Annotated in this window: 13 protein-coding genes; 7 read left to right on the top strand and 6 right to left on the bottom strand. The window is 58.1% G+C overall.

Going from position 1 to position 16,580, the window contains the following annotated elements; translation table 11 throughout:
* Positions 1–73: 73 nt before the first annotated feature.
* The 6 genes from JMF85_RS13010 to JMF85_RS13035 all read left to right on the top strand — a co-directional run bounded on the left by JMF85_RS13010 (position 74) and on the right by JMF85_RS13035 (position 9,568).
* A complete protein-coding gene (locus JMF85_RS13010) occupies positions 74–1,483 on the top strand; it encodes a sedoheptulokinase (protein WP_201318342.1) in 1,410 nt (469 codons plus the stop codon).
* A 329-nt stretch (positions 1,484–1,812) separates the two neighbouring features.
* Positions 1,813–3,009 carry a sn-glycerol-1-phosphate dehydrogenase gene (locus tag JMF85_RS13015; protein WP_201318343.1) on the top strand — a complete coding sequence of 399 codons (1,197 nt, stop codon included), beginning with the start codon at positions 1,813–1,815 and terminating at the stop codon, positions 3,007–3,009.
* A gap of 372 nt (positions 3,010–3,381) precedes the next feature.
* On the top strand, positions 3,382–4,212 hold the full coding sequence (locus JMF85_RS13020; protein WP_127606994.1) for a hypothetical protein: 831 nt from the start codon (positions 3,382–3,384) through the stop codon (positions 4,210–4,212).
* 163 nt (positions 4,213–4,375) lie between these two features.
* On the top strand, positions 4,376–6,814 hold the full coding sequence (locus tag JMF85_RS13025; RefSeq protein WP_236595845.1) for a WG repeat-containing protein: 2,439 nt from the start codon (positions 4,376–4,378) through the stop codon (positions 6,812–6,814).
* Between the two features lie 325 nt (positions 6,815–7,139).
* The gene (locus tag JMF85_RS13030) at positions 7,140–8,237 is read left to right on the top strand and encodes a CdaR family transcriptional regulator (RefSeq protein WP_127606992.1); all 1,098 of its coding nucleotides are present in this window, start codon (positions 7,140–7,142) and stop codon (positions 8,235–8,237) included.
* A gap of 143 nt (positions 8,238–8,380) precedes the next feature.
* Positions 8,381–9,568, top strand: coding sequence for a glycerate kinase family protein (locus tag JMF85_RS13035; protein ID WP_141336148.1), 1,188 nt, complete (start codon positions 8,381–8,383; stop codon positions 9,566–9,568).
* Between the two features lie 28 nt (positions 9,569–9,596).
* On the opposite strand, the gene JMF85_RS13040 is transcribed toward JMF85_RS13035, so the two are convergent.
* From JMF85_RS13040 to JMF85_RS13055, 4 genes are all read right to left on the bottom strand, one after another.
* Positions 9,597–10,304, bottom strand: coding sequence for a class I SAM-dependent methyltransferase (locus JMF85_RS13040; protein WP_127606988.1), 708 nt, complete (start codon positions 10,302–10,304; stop codon positions 9,597–9,599).
* Between the two features lie 60 nt (positions 10,305–10,364).
* Entirely contained in the window at positions 10,365–11,375 is a 1,011-nt protein-coding gene (locus tag JMF85_RS13045; protein ID WP_201318344.1) for a MerR family transcriptional regulator, read from the bottom strand.
* A 175-nt stretch (positions 11,376–11,550) separates the two neighbouring features.
* Positions 11,551–13,266: an ATP-binding cassette domain-containing protein gene (locus tag JMF85_RS13050; RefSeq protein WP_201318345.1), complete on the bottom strand. Its 1,716-nt coding sequence runs from the start codon at positions 13,264–13,266 to the stop codon at positions 11,551–11,553.
* A complete protein-coding gene (locus JMF85_RS13055; RefSeq protein WP_201318346.1) occupies positions 13,257–14,114 on the bottom strand; it encodes an ATP-binding cassette domain-containing protein in 858 nt (285 codons plus the stop codon). The genes JMF85_RS13050 and JMF85_RS13055 overlap by 10 nt, the downstream gene beginning before the upstream one ends.
* Positions 14,115–14,229: 115 nt before the next feature.
* On the opposite strand from JMF85_RS13055, the gene JMF85_RS13060 reads away from it, so the two are divergent.
* On the top strand, positions 14,230–14,817 hold the full coding sequence (locus JMF85_RS13060) for a biotin transporter BioY (protein ID WP_054800392.1): 588 nt from the start codon (positions 14,230–14,232) through the stop codon (positions 14,815–14,817).
* A 68-nt stretch (positions 14,818–14,885) separates the two neighbouring features.
* On the opposite strand, the gene motB is transcribed toward JMF85_RS13060, so the two are convergent.
* A complete protein-coding gene (gene motB, locus JMF85_RS13065; protein WP_141336034.1) occupies positions 14,886–15,698 on the bottom strand; it encodes a flagellar motor protein MotB in 813 nt (270 codons plus the stop codon).
* Positions 15,691–16,485 (bottom strand): flagellar motor stator protein MotA, encoded by a 795-nt coding sequence (gene motA / locus JMF85_RS13070; protein ID WP_127606980.1) that lies wholly within the window; start codon positions 16,483–16,485, stop codon positions 15,691–15,693. Before motA ends, motB begins: the two co-directional genes overlap by 8 nt.
* Positions 16,486–16,580 lie beyond the last annotated feature (95 nt).

Below are 16,580 nucleotides of genomic sequence, written 5' to 3' on the forward strand. Positions count from 1 at the left end.
CTCGGCAGCCTTTTGGCGTTGAACAAGGGTGGCAGCGTATGCAGGTGATTTCAAGGAAGGGAGCGCAAGCGGGATGCAAACTGCGGGAATCGATATCGGTACGACGTCGCTGTGCCTGATCATTGCGGATGTGCTTAGCGGAAAAGCGCTTCGGACGATCACGCGTCCGAACGATGCGGGGCTTGCGTCCTCCCGCAGTTGGGAGGCGCTGCAGCAGCCGGATCGGATTGTCCGGCTCGTGCAATCCATGATTGCCGAATGCGGCGACGAATGGCGGCATGTAGGCGCCATCGGCATTTCGTGCCAGATGCACGGCATCGTCTATGTCGACGGCAGCGGACAAGCGGTCGGACCGCTCGTCACCTGGCAGGACCGGCGCGGCGAGGAGCTTATCGATGCGGGGGGAAGCACGTACGCAGCCCGACTCGAAGCTTTGACCGGCTATCGCCTGGCGACCGGCTACGGGCTGGTCACGCATGCCTACAATGCCGCGCATGGCGAAGTGCCTGCTGAGGCCGTGGCGCTGTGCGCGATCGGCGACTACGTGGCGATGAAGCTTTGCGGCGCGGCCGCCCCCGTGACGGATGCTTCGAATGCGGCCGGCTTCGGGCTGTTCTCGCTCGGAGCGCAGCGATTCGATCTATCGGCGATGGCGAAGGCGGGGCTCGACGCCGCCATTCTGCCGAGGGTGGCCGGTGCCGGCGACACGGCGGGCCGGACGCCGGACGGCAAGCTGGTCGCCATCGCGATCGGCGACAACCAGGCAAGTTTCCTCGGCGCGGTGAAGACGCTGAAGGGGAGCTTGCTCTTCAATATCGGCACCGGTGCGCAGGTATCCGCCTTCTCGCCGGAAGCGATGGAAGGTGAAGGCATCGAAGCGCGACCTTGCCCGGGCGGAGGTTATCTGCTGGTCGGCGCATCGCTCAACGGCGGCAAGTCGTACGCCCTGCTGGAGCGGTTTTTCCGGGAGACGTGCCGTGCGTTTATGCCGGAGTTTGGCGACGGGCGAAGTTTGTACGCGCGTATGAACGAGCTGGCGCTGGAGGCGATGGCGGAAGCGGGGCCGGACTTCCCGGCGGGGCTTGCGAATGGGCCGCAGGTCGGGACTTTGTTGTACGGGACGCGGCAGTCGCCGGGAGCGACGGGTTACATCACCGGCTTGCGGCCGTCGAACTTGACGCCGAAGCATCTGATCGTCGGATGGATGAACGGGATCATCGAGGAGCTGCTCGGGTTCGTGGAGGCGATCCCGCAGCAGCTGCGTGCCGGCGTGACGTCCGTCAGCGCTTCGGGCAACGGCATACGCCGCAATCCGGCGATGCGGCGGCTGCTGCAAGCGAGGCTGGGGCAGCAGCTATTCGTCGCGGACGTGGAGGAGGAGGCGGCGTTTGGCGCAGCCCTTCATGCGGCGGTGGCTGCGGGCTATTACAACGACCATGAAGCGGCTCTGCTCGGGATGCATAGAGGCTGCGATCAGACCTGACTCGAATAAGCGCACGGGCGTGTCAGGACAGTATCGGCTGGAAACATAGGGGTGGAACTTTTTCGCTGCCAGCCGCGTTTACGAAAGTGGAAGTGATCCGAATTTGCGCCGGTTGGAGATGAGCGGCCGATTTGTTTGGCAGACCTTTGGCATTGTGATAGCTCCGGGAGGCTACCTTGGCACAGGCGGACTGCAAAGCGATCAAGGAAGAAGCCTGACCCGGTAACGGGGCATCCCGAATCCGACGAGAAGGACAGACGTATGCGACGCGTACGGCTGTCCTTTCGTCGGTTAGAGTAAACAGACTACCCTGTTGAGGAGGACTATGCATGCAGGAACTGGAACCGTCACAGGTCCGATCTATATCTTCGCTTGCCGCAGGCTGCCCCTGCTGCAAGCATCATCCGCTAACGCTGGACCGGATCGTTGTGGAAAGAGGTGCGCTGCTCGAAGCGGCGCCTTATCTGAAAGAACGCGGCTACCGCCAGGTCGCTCTCGTGTCCGATGAGAACACCTATCGCGCAGCGGGCGGCAGGCTCGCCTCAGAGCTTGCCGCAGCCGGTATTCGCACCGTACTCGCCGGGGCGAAGCCGGATGCGCAAGGAGACGTCGTGGCCGACGAAGCGGGCTTAATTCGGCTCATGCTCGACATCCCGCAAGAGGGGACCGATGCGCTGCTGGCCGTCGGGTCCGGCACCTTGCACGATATGGTTCGGTTTATCGCCTTCAAGATGGGCAAGCCGTTCATCTCTGTGCCGACCGCCCCGTCTGTCGACGGCTTTACTTCCGTTGGCGCGCCGCTCATCATCGGCGGAGAGAAAATAACGATTCCTGCGATCGCGCCGGATGCTATCTTCGCCGACCTCGACGTGTTGATCGAGGCGCCGCAGCCTCTGGTGGCGGCGGGCTTCGGCGACATGCTCGGCAAGTACACGTCGCTGTTCGACTGGCGCTTCGGCCATCTCGTTCGGGACGAGCCGTATTGTCCGGCCGCCGCGCAAATTACGAAGCAAGCGCTCCTCGCTTGCGTCCGGAGCGCGGAAGCGATCGCGGAGCGAAGCACGGAGGGCCTACGCATTCTGATGAACGCGCTGATCGAGTCGGGGCTTGCGATGCAGCTGTTCGGGCAGTCGCATCCGGCGTCGGGGGCAGAGCACCATTTATCCCACTATTGGGAGATGGAGTATTTGCGTCTCGGCCGAAAGCAGCTGCTGCATGGCGCCAAGGTGGGCGTTGCCTGCGCGGTCATCGCGCAGACCTATCACCGGCTCGCCGCGGACGAGTCGTTCGACAAGCTTGCCGCGGGCCACGGCGAAGAGCTGCGGCGCGGTGTGCGCGAGATTCCAACCGCCGATGAACTGAAGCGGCTGCTGCTGCAAGCAGGCGGTCCGGAAACGGCGGATCAGCTTGGCATCGACGACGAATTGCTGTCCAGAAGCTTGCGCGAAGCGCCCCGGGTAAGGCCGAACCGATTCACGCTGCTGCATGCGGTTCATGCATCGGAGCAATCGTCATGTCGTTTATAAACTTGGAGAATCCGTAATCTCATCCGTAATCTTATACTTTATAGTAAGCTTAGTCCGATTACCGCCGGCATTTTACTATTGCAACATGATAGAACTAGCAGGAGATAGCGGAACAATGGTGTCTTCTTTAAGGGGTCTACGCTGCATGCAGTGCTGGAAATGCTACCCATACCGCAGCAGAGAAACGGCAAGACTCGTTACCGTGGCTGCCTTTCAAGCACGATGAATAAACCAAGAATCCTGACGTTTTCAGCCAATTTTCAGCCAACGTTCAAGCAGCGCTCAGCTATCCTTCATGTTCGTTTAAGATTGGGCGCCTATACTTCAAAGTGTAGAACAAAAACTAAACGAAAACACAAAGGAGAAATGAACATGAATACGATTGGCAAAAAAATCGCAGCAGGTACGGTAGCAGCAGCTTTCTTACTCGGAGGCGCAGGGTTGTACTACACGCAGGCTTACGCGGCGGACACGGCGGCGGACACGAGCGTGACGGACGGCAGCAGCCAGGCGCAGAAGCCGAATGGCCAGCACGGCTTCGGCAAACGCGGTAATCGCGAAGGAGGCGAGCAAGGCTTCGAGCGCGGCGGGCGCGGAGGCTTCGGCATGAAGGGCGGCATCATCGAGGAAACGGCGACTGTGCTCGGAGTTGAGGCATCCGTGATCCAAAGCGAGCTTCAGCAGCAAAAAACGCTCGCCCAAATCGCGCAGGAGAAGGCGGGTTTAAGCGAAGAGGCGTTCGTGCAAAAGCTGGTCGAAGCGGAGACCCAAAAATTGGACGACGCCGTCAGCGCCGGTACGATCACGCAAGAGCAAGCCGATAAGCACAAAACGGACTTGGCGGATCGTCTGAAGCAGGCGGTTAACGGCACGGGGAAAGGCCCGGGCGGGTTCCTCGGAGGCAAGGGCGGACACGGCGGGCATGGCGGATTCGGAATGTTCGGCAATCCGGAGTCGTTGTCGACCCTGCTCGGCATCACCCAGCAAGAGCTGACTTCGGCCTTGCAGCAAGGCAAGTCGCTGTCTGAAATCGCGCAGGAAAAAGGAATTTCTCAAGATCAATTGATCGCCAAGCTGAAAGAAAACATGGACGAGGCCCTCAAGCAATTCGTCGAACGCAAGCATGACGGCCAAACGCCGCCGGCATCGTCTGCGGCGCCTGCGCCAGCCGAGTCTGCGCCAGCCGCAGCGTCGGGAGCGTAAGCGCGGCCTGACTGCGAATCCAACCTCATGAAAGCTCAAGCGGTCTGCCCAAGGGGCAGGCCGTTTTGTCATGGTCCAGACTTCAGCAGAGTATCCGGCAGCACAGGCGTGAATCGCCGCAGCGGAACCATGCACGTACTCACCAATCGGGGAGATCGCCCATATGTTAGTAGCAGCAGGCATATTGAGAGGGGAGCGTGTGAAGATGGCGTATGACGAGCGTAAAGCGACCGCTTGGGCGCAAGCCTTCCTGCCGGAGGGGGCGGAGTTGATCCGGTACGGGCAGACGGGACATCCCATGTGGGTTGCAGCGGATTTCGACGGGGACGGACGGTCCGAGATTGCGGCTGCGTATCGTAAGGGCAGCGATGCCCATGTTCTTGTTCTAAAAGCGGTCGGAGCGGACTGGCGGCCGGCAGCGGATTTGAAGGGGAACGGTTATTCGGTCAGTACGCTGCAGGCCGCTCCGGTCACCGGCCGAAACCGGATGGATCTTGTCGTCGGCTGGCAGGTCGGGGCTATAGGGTCCGAGCTTTCCGTTTACGATTGGCAGGATGGTACGGCGAAGGACGTCGCTCCGGCGGGGGTATCGTTCACGTATGTGGAAGCGGCGGATTTGCCTGGCGCGCACGAACGTGACGGTATTGCAGAGCTTGCGTTATGGGCGCACGACACGGGAGAAGCTTACCATGTTGACGTGTACCGGCTTCAGGAAGGAGAACTCGTTCCCGCCTACGACGTATATCCGTATTATTTTCCGAAGGTCGCCCAGTACTATGAACGGTTGGCGTGGATGTATCCGGGTTATTCGTTCTACGGAGAACATCTGCAAGAGGCCCGGAACAAAGCCCGACAGTCCGAAGCTGGGGATTCCGCACAATCCGGGGAACTCATGCGGGCGGGCGAGCTCTATCCCGCAGCCGAGAAAACAAAGAACGGTACGAAGTGGGGATATATCAATCTCAACGGAAAAATGATCATCTCGCCGCAATACGATGAAGCGAATCCGTTTCAGGACAACGGACTGGCGATCGTCAGTGTGGACGGACGCAGCGGGGCGATCGACCGCCGAAACCAGTACCGCGTAAAGCCGAAGTTTGATTCGATATCCCCGTTCACCGAAGGCCGGGCGATCGCGATCGACCGCGACGGCTTTAAAGTGATCGACGAGCAAGGCTCCGTGCTGACGGCGAAGGCGTACAGCTTCATCAGTCCTTACCGTGACGGGCTGGCAATGGCTTCCGCGCCCGGTTCGGCCGCCGGCCCATACGGTTATTTGAACCTGCAGGGCGGCGAAGCGATTCCTTTCGTATATGAAAGTGCCGGAGATTTCAAGGACGGCAAAGCCGTCGTCAAGGTGAAAGACGGGGAGTATGCGCTAATCGGGCGTGACGGCAATCGTCTGCATACGTACAACCTTGAATATGCCGGCGGCCTTGGGGAAGGCTTGCTCACATTCAAGCGGGAGAAGGGCGGCAAGTACGGGTATATGAACGAGCAGGGCGAGGTTGTCATCGCTCCGCAGTATGTGTTCGCGCAGCCCTTCCGGGACGGGCGCGCGGTAGTAAATATGGAATGGGATCTGGGCGATCGGTACGGATTGATCGACCCGAAGGGCGAATACGTGCTGAAGCCTCAATACAACCGACTGGATCAGCTTGGCGAGCATCGGCTTGCCGTCGGTTACCCGATCGATGCCAGTCAGCCTTTTATCGGATCGAAATATGCGATTGCGGACGACCGCGGGCGTTTTTTGACGAAACCGGTTTTTTACGGGGTTCAGGAGTATGCCCAAGGACTAGCTTCGGTTTACGACGATCGAAACACCTATTTCATCGACACCGGCGGACGTCCGGCGCCGGGACTGCCTTCCGTCCCCGGCAGCGGGACGTTGACGTTGATGGGCCCGCTGATCCAGGCGAACGTCGACCGGCGAACGTCGTATTTGGACGCTGCGGGGCGCGTCGTCTGGGAACCGAGCCAAACGCTGAAGCTGCGCGGGTCGTACGAGCTGCATGAGCTCAAGTATAAGCCGAACCGCGACTATCTCGTTTATTACCCGCAGATCAAGGGCATGCAAAATTCATTGGCGCAGCGAAAAGCGAATCAAAAGCTGGCAGAGCTCTCGCAAGTGAAGCCGATCGGCGAAGAGCAGTTGATCTACAGCTATACGGGCGAATATGAAGTCGCGTTCTTCCGCAAACGGCTGCTCGTGCTGGAGCTTACGGGATACAACTACCCGTATGGCGCGGCACACGGCATGCCCAGCCGGATTTACCCCCATGTCGACCTGCAGAGCGGGCGGTTTTACGAGCTGAAAGATTTATTCAAAACCGGCGCCGACTATGTGAAGACGCTCAGCGCGATCATCGGCGAGCAAATCCGGACCGATCCGAAGTATGACTACGTCTTTCCGGACAGTTACAAAGGCATAGCGCCGAATCAGCCGTTTTACGTCAAAGGGGATGCGCTGTACATCTATTTCAATCCGTATGATATCGCGCCATATGCAGCCGGTTTTCCGACTTTCCGCATTCCTTACTCGAAGATCCGCAGCATTCTCGGCACCGATAAGCCATTCTGGAAGGCGTTTCATCGATAATGCGTGAAGAACGATCGCCGAGACCGTTCGGCTGACGCCTGGAGCAGCCGAACGAACCTCCTCGGCGGTATTTTTATGAAGAACATGCTCAACCGGCAGCCGGGATTCGTCCGGATGTATAGCGAATGAGGTATACTGTTTAAGCGGCAGCTTGCAAGAAATCGTCCCGGACAGGTTGACCGTATCTTTCTTATTATTTACGATATACTCAATCACTGAATGGCACGAACCCGGCAGCCCGTTATTAGCAAGCATTCGGCTGAAAGACGGGGAATGACCACATGGAAGTTCCGAAGGTTTACCATACACTTGGGGGAATAGAAACATGTATTCTTCGTTTCGAATGAGCGAAGCTTTGGCCGGAGCCATTGTGGAAGCTGCCAAAGAAGTCATCGGGCATGACGTTAATTTCATTAATCCGGACGGCAAAATTATCGCCAGTACCGACAAGCAGCGGATCGGCACGTTTCATCAGGCGGGGATGCAGGTGCACGGGGAAGGGCGGCCGATTGAGGTAACCGCATCCGAAGCTTATTTAGGCTCGCGTCAAGGTATCAATTATCCCGTTATCATTGACGGTCAGCGTATAGGCGTTATCGGCATTTCGGGGGACCCCGACGAATGCCGTTCCCTGGGCTTCCTGCTTACGAAAATTACGGAAGTTCTGATTAAGGAACAAATGCTGGCACGGGAAACGCAGTCGCAGGATGAGCTGCGCTCGGCGGTGACCCGGCTGCTGGTGTTTGGCGAGGCCGCGGAGGAAACGCATGGCTGGCGGGGAAGGCTGAGTCAGCTTGGCGTCGACATGGAAGAGGGCGCGTTTGTCCTTGTCGTTGAAGACCGCAGACCGGGACGAGAACGTTCGGGCAGCGCATATTCCATGCATGATGTCGTCCAGCAATGGCATTTAAAGCTGTATACGTATCTGTTCCCGAATCAATACATTGCGATAGCCGGGCAATCCCGTTATAAAGCCATCGTGCAGGACATATCGGCGCATCCGGCGCACGGGCCGGACAAGCTGACGGTCGGGATCGGCAGTATAGCGGCTTGGGAACAACTTTCTTTATCGTATCGGCACGCAAGGTTGGCTTTGCAGTATGCGGTATCCATCGGCGAGCGGATTTGCGAATACGAATCGCTGGAATTAGGGCTGCTGCTGGCAGGCCTGGATCCGGGGGTGAAGCGGGACTTCGCCGGCAAACGGCTGGGCGGGCTTACTTCGGAAGAGCGGATGCTGCTGAGGACGTATTTTTTGCATAATTTATCGCTTAAAGAAACCGCTGCCGCCTTGTATATGCACAAGAATACGCTGCAGTACAGGCTGGATAAAATCGCGGAAAAAACCGGGCTGGATCCAAGACAGTTCCGCGACTCGGTCAGCATGTACCTGGCGCTGCTGGTTCAAGATGAAGATGTGTAAGCGAGGGGAACATTCAGTACTTGTAACAAAAAGGAGGAGCAAGCTTTGGTACGCGGAACGTTCCGCTTCGGAACCTGTTCTCTTATAATGGGACTATTCATATATAATGGGTCTATTCATCAGGGATAAAGGGGCGGGATCATATGAAAGTCGTGATTGCGATCGATTCGTTCAAGGGCAGTGTTTCCTCCATGGCAGCCAGTACAGAAATCGCTGCAGGCATTAACAAGGTGTACCCGGAGGCGGACAATGTTATCCTGCCGCTTGCCGACGGCGGGGAAGGCACAGTTGAAGCGCTTGTGTCCGCTACGGGCGGCCAGATCCGCTCCGTTCAGGTGACAGGACCGCTTCAGCAGCCTGTACAGGCATCCTACGGTATTCTGGGGAATGGACTTACGGCAGTCATCGAAGTGGCGGCCGCCTGCGGGCTGCCGCTTGTGCCCGTAGAGCACAGGAATCCGCTGCGTACCACCACATACGGCGTGGGCGAGCTCATTCTCGACGCGATCGGTCAAGGCTGCCGCGAGTTTGTGATCGGGCTGGGCGGAAGCGCCACGAACGATGCGGGAATCGGCATGCTTCAAGCCTTAGGCTACCGGTTCACGGATGAAGCGGGGAACGATGCAGGCCATGGCGGGGAAGCCTTGCTGCGCATCCGCAGCATAGATGCGGCCCATGCCTGCCCGGAGCTAGGACAATGCGTATTCAAGATTGCTTGCGATGTAGACAATCCGCTGTACGGACCGGACGGTGCCGCTTATGTGTTTGGGCCGCAAAAGGGTGCGAGTCCAGAGATGGTAGAGGTGCTGGACGAAGGATTAGCCGGATTCGCCGGCGTCGTGCAGAGGGCGTTCGGCGTCAATGTTCAGAACATTCCGGGAGCGGGAGCGGCGGGCGGACTCGGTGCGGCTTTTGCCGTCTTTTTGCAAGGCAAGCTTCAGTCGGGAGTCGGGCTGGTGCTGGACATCATCGGCATGGAGGAGAAGCTGCACGGCGCCCATATCGTGATCACCGGGGAAGGAAGGCTGGATGGACAAACGTCCATGGGGAAAGCCCCTTCAGGTGTCGCCCGGCTTGCGCAAAAGCACGGCATACCGGTCATTGCGCTGGCAGGCGGGGTAACGAAAGAGGCTTCCGGCCTGAACGACTTGGGGATTACCTCGTTTTTTTCCATTGTCAACGGTCCCGTATCGCTCGAACAAGCCATGGAACCTGACGAAGCGCGTTATAATCTGAGGCGCACCGCCGAGCAATTGTTCAGATTGATCCAGGCGGTGAGTCCTGGGTGCAACAATGACAACAACGCAGGTGATAAGGGAAATCGTGCGTGAATCAGGAAGCGAAGCCGCTGGTTGTCATTCATACCCTCTTCCACCATACACCCGTGCATTCCGGGACGGTTTGCAGATTGGCGGCGCTTACTTTGTCCGCGATATCAGGGCCAAAGAAGAACCTCGATAACCGCTCCGCTTCGTCGACGGATGTGAATCGGTAATCCGTTCGAATCCAGGCATGTGAAAATCCGTATTCCGTCTCCAGCGCATGAAAATAACTTGTAAGGAAATCCGGTGGATTCGGTTGTTCGTCGCCGGTTCCGAAGTTTTCCATAATGATTGCCGTTCCCGACGGGCGTAAAATTCGTTGAATTTGCGCAAGGATCGTTTCCAAATGAACGTTCCATCGATCGACCTTGGAATTCGCCGAATAGCAAATCGTCCATCCGGCTGTCACGACATCAACGGAATGATCGGGCAGCGGCAAGCGCCGGTTATCGGCCACACAGGTTTCCCAATTCGTTAGTCCCGTACGCTTCAGTTTGTCTGCGGCGATGTCCAGCATCGCTTGCGAGGCATCTATGGCGACGACCGATTGGACATACGGAGCGAGCAAACAGGATAGTCTTCCCGTTCCCGCGCCTATATCCGCGACGTCCAGATGCTCGAGATTCGGGAGGAGCCTGCGGAAAGTTTCCATGATGTTGTGCCGGCAGTCCTCCCGCGATATGAGTAAATCGTACTGTGCCGCTTCGTTCGTGTAAATGTGGTCATGATCCGGCATCCCTGTCATCCTCCCAGTGCTTAGTCCTGCATCCAGAATGGGGGTTGACCTTGGGTGAAGGTCAAGGCTTTAATTTTTCCGGACGGCGTAGATCACATGGACCCATGGATTCATCTGATGTTGAACGGTAATGAATTCGTGGTTGTGGAACCACTCCAATAGTTTGGAGCGATCCGAGGGGTGTTTATCGGACCGTGCTTGGAAAGGGTTATGGTTATGATCGAACATGAGACCGGATATGCAAATTCGCCCGTTCGGTTTAAGAACCCTGTTCATTTCCTCCAATGCAAGCATTTGCTGCGCCTCGTCAAGGTGGTGAAAAGCAAAAGCGGTGACCACAAAGTGAAACTGCTTATCCAGAAAAGGAAGGGATAGCGCGTTGCCGAGTTTGGTCGGCAGCTGGGGGAACTTGTCCCGACACCGGGCAAGCATCTCCTTGGACTGGTCGATGGCGTGCATGGAAGCGCCTGTTGCCAGAAGCTTGCCCGCCAGATTGCCGGTTCCCGTGCCGATATCCAAACCCGCTTCGTCACGCTGCGGGGCCACCCACTGCCGCATAAATTCCAACACGGCTTCATATTCCTGTGCGGAAATAAACGGACCTGCCGCAAATAAAGGGGCGGATTGATCGTAATCGCCGGCTATGCGGTCGAAGCCCCATTTATCCTGCCATGCGGAGTGGCCTTTTTGATGTTTGAAATCTTCCGCAAGCTGGAACAAATCCTCGAGGTGCAGCCCCTGCTTGGCTTCAAGACGGGCAATTAATTCGTCGGTCATGGCAATGGCATATTTCAGCTCCACCCATTTTGAAACCATGGACATTCTTTGCATTTCAAGATCATGATGCACCTCTGCGGTGTCGCCCTGATCGTATTTATCCAGCAGCTTGCGGATTTGATTCAAGCCCAATCCGATTTCACGGAGTGAAGCGATCATTTGCAGCCGCCAAGCATCATGCTCCGTGTAAGTCCGGTAACCGTTGCCGGTGCTTCTCTGCGGTTTAAGCAATCCTTTCTGTTCATATAAACGGATCGCTCGCGGCGTTACGTTAACACGCTTGGCAAGATCATTAATTCTCATAGAGCCGCCTCCCCCAACTAGTATAAACGATGCCCCAAGGTGAAGGTACAGCTGATCCGGTGCGGAAACGAATGGGGGGTGGGCGTCGGCCGGAAAAAAAGGGCCGCTTTCGATGGTTGAATGTCGAAAGCGGCCTTCGTTATACAGGCCGGCCCAACGCGTACTCAGCGTTCCGTTATTTGCGCAAAGCGATCAATACAGCCAGCCATACGAGGCCGAAGATGACGGCGAGCCTATCGGCGCGGGTCCAGACAAGCAGCCGGCTGCGGCTCGAGACGAGCGGACGCCGTCCGATTTTTTTCATTTCCATGGCGATCGTCATATTCTCGGCGCGATGAAACAAAGACAGCAGCAGCGGCACGATCAGCGCCGGGATATCCCGGGGCCGGACGGTGCCCGGCTGCAGCGGAGCTTTGCCTCTGGCGCGCACGATGTCCGAGAAGCGCTGCCATTCGTTCAGGATCATCGGAATGAAACGAAAAATAAGCGATACGGCGAGGGCGAACGAATCGACGGGCAGCTTGGCTTTTTTGCCATAGGCAAGCGCCCAGTTTAAGCCTTCGACCATGCGGCCGTACGGCGTCGTGACGGCGAACCATAAGCTGGCGAGGGTGACGACGAACAAGCGGAACACGTTGAAGCCGGTTGTCATCGCCTGCGCCTGGGAGAAACCGATCCGGGGAAATCCGTCTCCCGTCGTTAACGTCACCCCCGCAAGCGTGACCGAGATCGCAAAAAATAATAGCAGCAGGCGGGCGAACTTCAGCAGGCCGGCCCATACCGGCCGAGGCAAGCCTGCGAAGCCGAGCAGCACGGGGATGAGCGCGACCGTCAGGCCGGTCCAGTGCTGCTGCATCATCGTGCCGATGACGAGCAGCACGTACAGCAGCCATTTCGACCGGGGGTCGAGCCGGTACCCGATCGAAGAAGGCGCGCTTTCTGCGGAAATGCGCGTCTGCGCGAGCTTCTCGCCGGCTGTGCCCGCAGGCGGAGCTTGCGCTGCCGGGCTAGCCGGGGCAGCCGCTTCCGCTTCCGGCACGGCCGTGCCCGCAAGCGCGGCGACGATCGCATCCGCCGCCGCTTCCGGCGTGAGCCGATCGGCCGGCAGACGCAGTCCGTGCGCGGCGAACGCCTGCGCCAGCGCAACGCAGCTCGGCAGGCCGACGCCGGCGTCCTGCAGCGAACCGGGCTCGCGGCATAACGCCTCCGGCGTGGCATCGGCGACGATGCCGCCGTCCTGCAGCACAACGACGCGATCCGCGATAGGCAGGAACGTGTCGAGATCGTGCGTGGCGATCACGATGCCTCCGCGGCTCGCAGCACGTCTGCGGCGTTCGATGAACGCGAGCAGCTCCTGCACTGCAGCCGCTTCCAGACCTGCGGTCGGTTCATCCATCAGCAGCCAATCCGGTTTCGTCGCCGTCGTGCTCGCCAGGGCGAGCCGGCGGCGCTGGCCGCCGCTAAGCGCGAACGGGGAGCGGTCCGGCTCGAACGTGCCGCTATAGTCCCACTCCGCCCGCGCGTCGGCGATTCGCCGCTTGCAGTCCTCGGGCTTCAGCTTATATGGCCGCAGCGAGTATGCGAACTCGTGCCGGATGCTGCGGGCGAACAGCTGTTGCTCGGGAAATTGAAACACGAGACCGAGCCGAAGCAAATGAGCGCTGGCGACGCGGCCTTTCCGCCATAGCGGCTCCCCGTCAAGCCGAACCGCGCCCGAAGTCGGCGTCTTCAACCCGGCGAGCGTCTGCAGCAAGGTCGATTTGCCGGAGCCGGTCCGACCGATCAGCAGCGTGACGGTCCCGTTCGCGAGCGTTAAGTCGACGCCGTCCAGCAGCAGCCGCTGCGGATCGTTCGGCGCGGCGACGGCCACGCGCTCCAAGCTTAGCGGCATGGCGGCACCACCGCCTTCGCCAAGTCGTCCGCATGCAGCGGCAGCTCGCGCAGCGGCACGCCCCGCCGGAGCAGGGCCGCCGCCGTGCGCACGACGAAGTGCGGCTCAAGCGCCAGCCGCTCGCAAGGCGCGGCCGGAATCGCAGACGGCTGCCGTTCGAGCGATTCCGGCCGCTCCGCGCCGTACAAAAACAAGCGCGGCGAGCCGTCGAACGCGAGGGCGCCTTCGTTCAAAGCGATGACGCGCTCGCTTGCCGCGGCTTCCTCCAGCCGGTGTGTGATCCAGACGACCGCGGCGCCGTCCCGGTGCGCCTCGCGCACCGCTTCCAGCACCTGCCCGCGGGCGTCCGGATCGAGCATGGCCGTCGGTTCGTCCAGTACAAGCACATCCGGACGAACGGCGAGCGCCAGGGCGATGTTCAGCAGCTGCTTCTGACCCCCCGACAATTCCCCGATCGGCGTGGAAGCGGGCAGCGGCAGCCTGACGCGCCGCAGCGCTTCGCGCTGCCGCCGTTCGAATTCGTCCGCCGGCAGTCCGATGGCGCCGAGGACGAAGTGAAACTCTTCCTCGATCGTGTCGCCAAGCACCTGCGCATCCGGATGCTGCATCACGCCGCGTACGACGACGCGGCCGCTCGGGATGACGCGGCCTTGGGACAACGGGCAGCTGCCGAGCAGTATGCCGGCCAAGGTGCTTTTGCCGCTGCCGTTGGAGCCGGTGACGGCGATCCATTCGCCGGGGCGGATGTCCAGCGAGAAGCCGTTTAATGCCTTGCGCACGCCCTCCGATTCGGAAGCGAAGTGAACGGAGGCGTCATGTATAGAAATCAGAGGGGAGAAAACAGACATAATAAACGACCTTTCCGTATAAAAAAATGTTGTAGGCACTCTCGAATTGTTAACCACATTGTGTTAATATAGGTTAACGATATAACCATATCAAAAATGAGAGGGTCGTTCAATCATGAAATTATCGCTTCGTGGAATCGTATTTAGTGCGCTCCTTGCCGCTTTATTGGTGCTGTTCGGTTATGTGAGCATCCCGCTGGGCTTCACCCCGGTCCCCATTACGCTGCAAACGCTCGCCGTCATGCTCGCCGGAGGCTTGCTGGGCGCGTGGTACGGCTTTCTCAGCATGGCGCTCGTCGTCGTCCTGACCGCTATCGGATTTCCGCTGCTGCACGGTACGGGAGGCTTGCCCGTATTGTTTGGCCCGACCGGCGGCTACGTCATCATGTGGCCATTCGCTGCGCTGTTGATCGGCTTGCTGCTGCCACGCATTCGCATGAGAGGAGCGCTAGGTTATGCAGCCGCGTTCCTCGTTCTGGAAGTATTCGGCTCCCTGCTGCTGTATGTGACCGGCGTACCTTGGCTTGCTCACGTCACCGGGTTATCGTTCGAGAAAGCCATGATCGCCGGATGTTACCCGTATTTGCTGGGCGATGCGATCAAAGCGGCCGTGGCGACGCTGATCATCTCGCCGGTTCGTCAAGTGTTCCCGCCGGAGCGGTTAACGGGCTCTTCCGGAAGTCGCGTCATTTCTTTAGATTAACGGAAGCAACTAAAAAAGCAAGTGACGGAATTTGTTCCGCCGCTTGCTTTTTTTGGCAGGCGCTGCGTTTATTTCGGCACTTCCTCAAATTGCGGGGTTTTCATGCTGCGCAAAATGCTCACTTCCACCCGGCGGTTCTTGGACCGTCCTTCCTCCGTGTCGTTCGTGTCGATTGGATGGTACTCGCCGTACCCGATGGAACGGAAGCGGGCGGGGCCGATTTGATCGTTCTCGAGCAATATTTTCATAAAATTAAGTGCCCGCTTCGAGCTCAAATCCCAGTTCGTTTCGAATGCGGCGCTGCCGATCGGGACATTATCCGTATGACCTGCCACTTCGACCCGGTAATTCGGGTATTGCGCCAGCATCTCGGAGATGAAGCCGGCAAGCCGTGTAGCTTCCGGTTTTACCGTAGCGGAGCCGGAGGAGAACAAGGCGTTGTCTCGAATGGTAATCATCAGCAAATCGTCGGTCAATTGGGTGTCGAGCTCCGCAGACAACTGGTTGTCCGCTATGTATTGATCGAGCCTTTCCTTGAGCTGCTCCAAATCGTGCTGTTCCTTCTGAAACTGCTTCGCCTGCTGTTCTTGCTGTTGCTGCTGGGCCGTTGCCGGGTTCGACGGATCCTCGTACTTGCTCTTATCAACGTTCGGCGCCACCTGAAGCGGAATCATATTGGACACGTCAAAGGTGCCGGTACCGCCAGTGAAGGCAGAGTTCAGAGAACGCATGATACTGTCGTACTTTTTGGAGTCCACCTGACTGGAGGCGAACAAAATAATAAAGAGCGCGAGCAGCAGGGTTAACAGATCGGCATAAGGGATGAGCCATGTTTCGTCGATATGCTCCTCATGATGCTCGCGGTGCTTTTTTTTACTCATCCCTGTCTCCCGCCTTGCTCTCGTTTTTCTCGTCGCGCTGAGAAGTCGGTATGAAAATCATCAGCTTCTGCTTCACGGCCGTCGACGAAATACCCGACTGGATGGAGAGCAGTCCTTCGACCATCATCAGCCGGATTTCCACTTCTTTCTTCGACTTTTGCTTCAATTTGTTGGCAATCGGATGCCAGAGGACGTAACCCGAGAAAATCCCGAGCAGCGTTGCGACGAAAGCCGCAGAGATCAAGTGGCCGAGACTCTCGACATCGTTCAAATTGCTGAGCGCCGCGATCAGGCCGATAACGGCCCCGAGTACCCCGAGCGTAGGCGCGTATGTGCCGGCTTGGGTAAAAATTTGCGCGCCTGAACGGTGCCGCTCCTGCATTGCTTGAATATCTTCCATTAAGACGTCGTGCACAAAGTCTTGATCGTTGCCGTCAATGATCATGCGCATACCGTTGCGCAAGAACGGGTCTTGAATTTCCTCCACCTTGCTCTCCATCGCGAGGAGCCCTTCGCGGCGGGTGATGGACACCCAGTCCGTGAACAGGTTGATCAGATCCATTTTCGGAATTGTTTTTTGCTCGGTGAAGGCAATCTTTATCAGTTTGGGGAAGCCTTTCAGTTCTTCTAAAGAAAAGCCGATAAAGAGAGAGGCCGCCGTTCCTACGAAAATGATCATAAGAGCAGCCGGGTTGACGAGGGCAACGGGACTTGCTCCCTTCAGAATCATCCCCACAATGACTGCCACAAAGCCAAGAACAATACCGATAACTGTTGATTTTTCCATTTCGCTAAAAACACCTTCCGCCTGTTTATTTTCTCCATTTTCATGCATTTTCCAATTACTTCGACAAAAAGTGACAGTTATCCTGCTAGGGAATC

It is taken from the genome of Paenibacillus sp. EPM92, assembly GCF_016586185.1.
GTDB lineage: Bacteria > Bacillota > Bacilli > Paenibacillales > NBRC-103111 > Paenibacillus_G > Paenibacillus_G validus.

Excerpts from the sequence above, each read along its gene's own strand:
- JMF85_RS13055 (WP_201318346.1), bottom strand. The coding sequence starts at position 14,114 with ATGTCTGTTTTCTCCCCTCTGATTTCTATACATGACGCCTCCGTTCAC.
- JMF85_RS13010 (WP_201318342.1), top strand. The coding sequence starts at position 74 with ATGCAAACTGCGGGAATCGATATCGGTACGACGTCGCTGTGCCTGATC.
- JMF85_RS13050 (WP_201318345.1), bottom strand. The coding sequence starts at position 13,266 with ATGCCGCTAAGCTTGGAGCGCGTGGCCGTCGCCGCGCCGAACGATCCG.
- JMF85_RS13035 (WP_141336148.1), top strand. The coding sequence starts at position 8,381 with ATGAAAGTCGTGATTGCGATCGATTCGTTCAAGGGCAGTGTTTCCTCC.
- JMF85_RS13060 (WP_054800392.1), top strand. The coding sequence starts at position 14,230 with ATGAAATTATCGCTTCGTGGAATCGTATTTAGTGCGCTCCTTGCCGCT.
- motA (WP_127606980.1), bottom strand. The coding sequence starts at position 16,485 with ATGGAAAAATCAACAGTTATCGGTATTGTTCTTGGCTTTGTGGCAGTC.
- JMF85_RS13025 (WP_236595845.1), top strand. The coding sequence starts at position 4,376 with ATGTTAGTAGCAGCAGGCATATTGAGAGGGGAGCGTGTGAAGATGGCG.
- JMF85_RS13020 (WP_127606994.1), top strand. The coding sequence starts at position 3,382 with ATGAATACGATTGGCAAAAAAATCGCAGCAGGTACGGTAGCAGCAGCT.
- motB (WP_141336034.1), bottom strand. The coding sequence starts at position 15,698 with ATGAGTAAAAAAAAGCACCGCGAGCATCATGAGGAGCATATCGACGAA.
- JMF85_RS13040 (WP_127606988.1), bottom strand. The coding sequence starts at position 10,304 with ATGACAGGGATGCCGGATCATGACCACATTTACACGAACGAAGCGGCA.
- JMF85_RS13045 (WP_201318344.1), bottom strand. The coding sequence starts at position 11,375 with ATGAGAATTAATGATCTTGCCAAGCGTGTTAACGTAACGCCGCGAGCG.
- JMF85_RS13030 (WP_127606992.1), top strand. The coding sequence starts at position 7,140 with ATGTATTCTTCGTTTCGAATGAGCGAAGCTTTGGCCGGAGCCATTGTG.
- JMF85_RS13015 (WP_201318343.1), top strand. The coding sequence starts at position 1,813 with ATGCAGGAACTGGAACCGTCACAGGTCCGATCTATATCTTCGCTTGCC.